General features: G+C 43.5%; 6 protein-coding genes. 2 read left to right on the top strand and 4 right to left on the bottom strand.

What is annotated here, in order from left to right; all coding sequences use genetic code 11:
- Positions 1–160 precede the first annotated feature (160 nt).
- From ACP45E_RS10235 to ACP45E_RS10250, 4 genes are all read right to left on the bottom strand, one after another.
- Positions 161–793 carry a TorD/DmsD family molecular chaperone gene (locus tag ACP45E_RS10235; RefSeq protein WP_017038588.1) on the bottom strand — a complete coding sequence of 211 codons (633 nt, stop codon included), beginning with the start codon at positions 791–793 and terminating at the stop codon, positions 161–163.
- Positions 794–802: 9 nt separating this feature from the next.
- Positions 803–2,575: a 4Fe-4S binding protein gene (locus ACP45E_RS10240; RefSeq protein ID WP_017038587.1), complete on the bottom strand. Its 1,773-nt coding sequence runs from the start codon at positions 2,573–2,575 to the stop codon at positions 803–805.
- A 201-nt stretch (positions 2,576–2,776) separates the two neighbouring features.
- On the bottom strand, positions 2,777–3,502 hold the full coding sequence (locus ACP45E_RS10245; RefSeq protein ID WP_017038586.1) for a DUF3306 domain-containing protein: 726 nt from the start codon (positions 3,500–3,502) through the stop codon (positions 2,777–2,779).
- Positions 3,492–3,983 (bottom strand): DUF3305 domain-containing protein, encoded by a 492-nt coding sequence (locus ACP45E_RS10250; protein ID WP_017033340.1) that lies wholly within the window; start codon positions 3,981–3,983, stop codon positions 3,492–3,494. The genes ACP45E_RS10245 and ACP45E_RS10250 overlap by 11 nt, the downstream gene beginning before the upstream one ends.
- Positions 3,984–4,291: 308 nt before the next feature.
- Between ACP45E_RS10250 and fdhD the strand changes: the two genes are divergently transcribed.
- On the top strand, positions 4,292–5,110 hold the full coding sequence (fdhD, locus tag ACP45E_RS10255; protein ID WP_017038585.1) for a formate dehydrogenase accessory sulfurtransferase FdhD: 819 nt from the start codon (positions 4,292–4,294) through the stop codon (positions 5,108–5,110).
- 167 nt (positions 5,111–5,277) lie between these two features.
- On the top strand, positions 5,278–6,708 hold the full coding sequence (locus tag ACP45E_RS10260; RefSeq protein ID WP_241824300.1) for a methyl-accepting chemotaxis protein: 1,431 nt from the start codon (positions 5,278–5,280) through the stop codon (positions 6,706–6,708).
- Positions 6,709–6,728: the final 20 nt, after the last annotated feature.

The raw sequence follows: 6,728 nt of genomic DNA on the forward strand, positions 1-6,728 counted from the left end.
ACCCGCAACCGCAGCTGTTGTTAAGCCTTTCAAAAGGTCTCGTCGACCGGTGTCTAATGTGTCAGTGTCTTTTTTGTTGTTCATGTATTGCTTCCTTACCATGTTAGGGCGACTGAACGCTTTGGCGCTTCTTATAGGAGTTCGAATTAAGTTGATTGAATTAGGTTGATTGAATTAGGTTACTGGTATTATTGACATTAATAGTTAGTTTGCTTTTTGACCCCGCCCGCTTTTGACTGAATCGAACTTGTTCTACATGCAAAAACGCCTCAAGTAGCTGTGCGGCTTGAACGTAAAATTGGGCATGATTCGCTTGCTTTATTTGTTGCGAAAGAGAGGAATACCAAGGTGCTAGATGTGCATTAAAAAATGCCTGTTGCTCTGGGTCTTTTTGATTAATGAGTAGAGCCATCACTTCACATAATGCGGAAATATGGTCTTCAGGCTCTTTAACGCTTTCTTCACGTTCAAATCCTAATGCTTTTAGATCTTGGCGAAGTTGTGCGAGTGGCTTTTCCATTAATGACCCTGTCATATGCCAAGAACCGAATGGGACCACTTCGCCACGGCCAATACCGATGAATAACTCTTGATATTCGTCGTTCAGATTGGCTATTTCGCTAGTGCTAGCAGATTGCTTCAAGGCGTGCCACGCTTGTTGCATGGCACTGCTTTCTGTTTCTATATCTAGTGACGTTAAAAACGCAATGATTTCAGCACTCGGCGGCTGTCGAAACAGCGTAGCAATCAGTAAATAGATGTCAGCACGTATTTCTTGATGTTGATTATCCAAAATGCGCTCCTAGTAAGTGAGTTGTTTCGTTGGGTCGTCAGCCATTGCTTCGAAAACGTCTTTGACTCGACAGTCTTCGCACATCGCGATACGGTTAATAGCGACATCATCTGCAAACATAGAGTGACCGCGTAACCTATCTTGCAACATAGTTATCATCGACTGCGGGGCGAAAGGTTTGCTACAACGTAAACATTCGGCAGGCTTCTCGTGATGCAATACAATAGCTTTGTTACGCTGTTCTGAATCCCAATTGATGCGCGGTGACAATGAAAGCGCAGATTCAGGGCAGGCCTTCTCGCACATGCCGCATTGAATACAGTCTTGTTCGACAAAAAGTAGTGAAGGAGACTCACCATCGTGGTGAAGTGCTCGCGTTGGACACACGGCTACACACGCCATACATAAAGTGCAATCTTTTGATTCGCAATCAACGCTGCCATAGGGCGCACTTTCCATTAGTGGTGTTGTGTTTTCAGTGGGTTGATGATGACGAGTAAGGGTATCGAGTGATTCGAATAATCGATGACGTTTAGATCCACTCACCCCACCCATGATTGGGCTCAACACTTTCGTTTGTAAACTCGGTATTTGACGATCCGGGTTTTGAAGATCGAGAGTGTTCACCGCAGATGTCTGATCTTTCTGAGTACCTGAATCTGCCTTAACTCTGTGCATCGATTCTAAATACAAGATCTCTATGCAGTCAGAAGCGATACCCAATGGCGCTAATAGTGCTTGTGCCATGGCGACTTCTTTGGTTAAAACTCGAATAATCGTTGGGGGCATGTGCTGGCTGGCTGCAAAGAGCACCTGAGTCGCTCCATTGGTTAATGCGGCGAACCAAGTATCAATACCCACTGAGGGTAGTTCTTCTACCACGATCGGAATGACGTTATCTGGCAATTGTTTTAACGCCATGGTGGTGTATTGTTCATGGCGGGCGCTGCAAAATAAGACAATTGGGTGCTCGCCACCCGCTTTGCGGTAATTCTCAAGCGTACGTTCTACAAATTGCTGTGTTTCTTCAGGATTGGGTAAGGCGTAACGAATGGCTTCTGTCGGACACGACGTTGCGCAAGTGCCTACTCCCTGACAGAGATAAGGGTTTATCTCAATGTTATAACCTGTTTTGTCACTGCCTATGCTTGAAAGAGCTCCAGCTGGACAAGCATCTACACAACGATCGCACCCTTTTACACCTCGTGAGCTGTGAGCGCATAAATCGGTATCTAATCGGAAGTACTTGGGTTTATCGAAGGTCCCCATAAGTGTTGGGATTTCCGACAGCGCTTGCTGCATGCTTGGGTAGCCCCTCCCGACAGGATAATAGCCCGGAACAGGCACTTCTTCTTTCATGATTCCTGTGAGCGAAAGATCGAGAATGACATCAAAGCATTCTTGGTTAACTGCGATGGTAGCGAGGTTTCTTTTACTTTCTGAGCGGAAACCTCCAGCGTTTAGATCGGCCTCACCATGATGGGATATATGGACGTGAAATGTCCCCAAAAAGCCTGACACTTCGATCGAGGACGAGAAGTAAATGTTGTTACTTTCTCCTTTCTCTCCATCAGTAGAAAGCAGAGTCAACGATGCCATGCTCGATAACTGTTTTGCTGTCGCCTGAATAATATCCGTCGGGCCGATAATTAAGGTGTGACCACCACTTTCGTAGCTTACGGTCGGTGGAATAAGATTCGTCAGTTCTACGGTATTTTCTATTGCGTAAGAACGGGCCTTTCCATTATTTGATGTCGCTTGTTGTAGTAATTCTTTTAGCATTGCTCGGGTCCATGTGAGAACAGGGATTCACATACAGTGCAATGCAATTAGTATTCCAAAAATTTTATTATTTAAAAACAATATGTTAAGAGTAAGTTGGATTGTATTTAAAACGAGGAGATAAGAACAGTAGCGAGGTGCGACATAATGTCGCACCTCGAATTTCTCGATTAGGTCAAAATGTACCTATTAATTGTAAGGTTACTTTTTTTCTTCTAACGGATCGCTGAGTAAATCAGTATTTGATTCACTACACAGTACAAGATCTGTTTCTGATGTTCCTAATGTTTGTTGTTTTACGTCGTTCGATGCACCACACTCAGAATTATCATCCTCCGAGACAGGTTCTAAGTCGGGGTCTGGTTGTGGTGAATTAGAATCCGACTCTTTTTGGACTGTCTCATCAGCACTTTCCTTCGATGTAGGCTTAATCCATTCCCGCAGTGATTGAGCGACGTCTTGGGATAAACTCGGAATGGCACTGTAGTCATGGTCATAATCATTGAGTGCATCGACATGATTAAACTCTTCACCACTGAACAGCGCCCTCAGTGCCGCTTTTTTTAGCAAAGGGTCGCTGTCACTCTTTAAGAGTGAAGCGATAGAAAGGGATCCTTCCTCAATAGAGTCTCTTTCATCCCGTTGGCTATCCTCTAATTCATCCGCAACAGAAACCGCGCTTCGTTCTTCCTGTGAGCTCTGACCCATTCCCTGCAACGATTGATTCGTTGGGGAGACATTGTCTATCGGGGCTTTGTTTGTTGTTTCTCTGTCTATTGTCACTTTGGCTAAGGGGTCATTTTCTGCTAGAACAACGGCTTCTGTTGCTATGTCACTTGCCTCAGGTAATGTTGTAGCCGATTTTTGTAAGGTCGATGCTTCAAGGTGTTTCTTGCTTGACCAACGTGATAAAAAGTTATTTGCCACTGGCTCTACCCGCCCCTTTACGCTTTTTCCTCTTCTGCTCTAACAATTCCCCATGCCGACCTATGTAGGCTTCCATCCAAGCTTGTACAGCCAATGGCATATCAGTAGAAAGTACGAGATAGTCGCCGTCCATGTATTGACTGGCGACACTTTGTGACGCCGTAAGTGTCACGACGGACTGAACTTCTGCATCATCAAAATTATCTAACACTAAGAATAATTTAGGCTGATTTGAACTCAAGTTAAAGCGATAGTCTGTTCTCTCATCTTTAAATAGCTCTAAAATGACCAGTGGGTTGTTGCTACTGGTTTCTGATTCGCACTTGTCTGGTGTGCGAGCGTTCAAATCAAAACCTTTTAATTGCCATTGAGTCGTTGTCCAAACTCCAGTGGTGATCTCATGCGATACTAAATGGCAGCGTATTGGCCATAGATTTTCATCTTTAACTAACTCTGTGTTGGGATAGTCGTTGTTAGACATGGTTCACCTATTTCACATTTACATGTTTATTGTGGTATTTATGGCACGATAAAAGCAATATTTACGCCACCTTTAACTTATTTATCTCAAGTACCGATTTTTGAGGTTACTTTGCTTCGACAAACATCAGTATTGACTTCCCTTTAGAGGAAATAGCTTAAAAACAATAGCGCATTGCAGCATGAAAGGTGTCACATGATTAAGAAATCTCAATGTGAACGTGAGAGCAGCATACAAAGGCTGTCATTTTTCATCATGCGCCTCTTTACTAAGGTCAACAGGCCCTAACCATAAGACAGGAATTTAGTGTGACTCAACCTAGTATTATCAAAACCCAAGAGAACCCAGTACAAACCATTGAAGTCGAAGTGTTCGATGAATATGGTGAGAAATTACTGAAACAAATCGCTTGTGAACGCCCTCTTACGGTTCTTCTAAATTGGAAAGAGATTGTTACCTTGATGACCCTAGGCTCACGCCCGGAATCACTTGTTCTCGGTTATTTAAAAAATCAGAGCTTCATCAAGGATCCTGATGCGATAGAATCGATCATTATTGACTGGGAAACGCACAGTGCAGCGGTGGTGACGAAAGAAGACACTTCTCAGTTAGAAAAGGCGTTGAAGAAAAAAACCGTCACCTCGGGTTGTGGACAAGGCACAATGTATGGAAACGTGATGAAGCAGCTTGAGGGTTACCAAGTTCCTCAAGTCAAACTAAAACAATCAGATATCTACTCTGCCCTCGAAGCCTTAACTCATTATAACGATACCTATAAAAAAGCGGGTGCCGTACATGGTTGTGCAATTTGTAACGCCAGCGAAGTGATTTCCTTTGTAGAAGATGTTGGCCGCCATAATGCGGTTGATACCTTAGCCGGAGAGCTTTGGTTAAACAAAGACACGGGTGCCGATAAGATTTTCTACACAACGGGCCGCCTAACTTCAGAGATGGTGATTAAAGTCGCGCAGATGGGAATCCCCATTTTATTGTCACGTTCAGGAGTGACCCAAATGGGACTGGATCTCGCGAACAAATTTGGCATTACGACTATCGCTCGCGCTAAGGGCCTGCGTTTTCAAGTATTTACGGGCGCAGAAAAAATCATCTTCGATGTTAAAGGCTAATTTCTCTATTTTTTGTCATTTTTTGCAGGTCGTTTAATTCAGCTTTCAACTTGCAAAACCATACCCAGCTGCTATTCGTTGTATATCCACTGTAATAAAAAGTTCACATAATAAGCTAAAAGTGGGTATTCAACGTCAATCTATCACCATTACTATGGGAGGTGCCTATGGCTGGGTCACCGAGAACAACGTCATTTCTACAAAATGTATCGATAAAAGCAAAGTTGCTAACAGTGGTTTGTACTTTAGTCATTGGCATCGTGAGCTATGCCCTGTACCAGCAGGCGAGCTTCTCTACTCTTGAAGACATTGAAAAAGCAGCAAAACAGAATCAACTTAGTGCGATAGATTTGTTAACGTTAAGGCGGCACGAGAAAGACTTTCTTTCTCGTAAAGATCCTAAATACGTCACCCGCTTTGATGAAACTTTCGAGCAGCTAGAGCAACGTGTTTTATTTTTGCAAGACACCCTTTCAAAATACGACTCTTCGGCCTTAGGTCAGCTCACCACGATCACTAGTATATTAAGACAGTATCAGGGGCAATTTCATCAACTAAGCAAGCAAGTATCGCTGCTGGGGATGGATCAACAGTCCGGTTTGGGTGCGAAACTCAATGATAATCGTCTAGGTCTTCACTATGCAGTCAAACAAACACAAAGTGCTGAGCTAGAGGCGAGCTATTTGGCCCTAGTGAAAGCCGACTTCTATTACCTTATCGCCCCTTCTCAAGAGGCTGTGCTCGATTTCGAAGCAGCTATCAACAATTTCACGTCCCGTTCATCAGCCTATACTCAGGTTTTAACTGAAATGGTTCGCTACCAGCAATCATTTCTACGGTTTGTGGCTGAGAACGATGTTTATGGATTATCACCACAATTAGGTATGAGAGGTGCCTTAAGAACCAATGTACACGGAGCAGAAGAAGCTATTCATCAACTTCAAGAATCGATTAATGTGGTGGTGGATAGAACGAGAACGCAGGTAAAGACGGAGCTTAACGTCTTTGGTGCTGCATTAGCGTTTATTATTTCTGCGTTACTTGTCATCATTGCCACCAGCATCACGAAGCGAATTGGTCAGATTACCCATTTAATGAAAGATATTTCGGAAGGCAATGGTGACTTGACCGTGAGAATGAACTCAACGGGCAACGATGAGCTCGCTCAGTTATCGAACTCGTTTGATCATTTTGTCTCTAAACTGCATAACAATATCAAAGATATCGCAGGTGTTATGCATGTGCTTAATGAGTGCTCATTGGCCTCAAAACATATTGCCACCGAGAGCATGAATAACGCTCAACAGCAGAAAATTGAATCTGAGTTAGTTGCCACGGCGGTCAATGAACTTGTGATGACGAGTAACGAAATTACAGCCAATATTGAAAGTGCCGCTGAAAATGCACATCTAGTTAAACAAGAGGCGGATAAAAGCTTGGATCTGACTAACGATGCGAGTAATAGCCTTCATATACTGACCAGTAACATCGAGAACTCTCAACAAATGGTCGCGGAACTTGAAAAACACAGCAGCGAGATTCACTCCGTCATATCAACCATTCAAGGTATAGCGGAACAAACTAACTTACTCGCGTAGATCGGAAGAGAGGTTCAGAA

It is taken from the genome of Vibrio genomosp. F10 str. 9ZD137 (assembly GCF_049974785.1).
Lineage (GTDB): Bacteria > Pseudomonadota > Gammaproteobacteria > Enterobacterales > Vibrionaceae > Vibrio.

Bases quoted from the DNA above. Each gene is read 5' to 3' on its own strand.
- ACP45E_RS10240 (WP_017038587.1), bottom strand. From the start codon at position 2,575: ATGCTAAAAGAATTACTACAACAAGCGACATCAAATAATGGAAAGGCC.
- ACP45E_RS10250 (WP_017033340.1), bottom strand. From the start codon at position 3,983: ATGTCTAACAACGACTATCCCAACACAGAGTTAGTTAAAGATGAAAAT.
- ACP45E_RS10260 (WP_241824300.1), top strand. From the start codon at position 5,278: ATGGCTGGGTCACCGAGAACAACGTCATTTCTACAAAATGTATCGATA.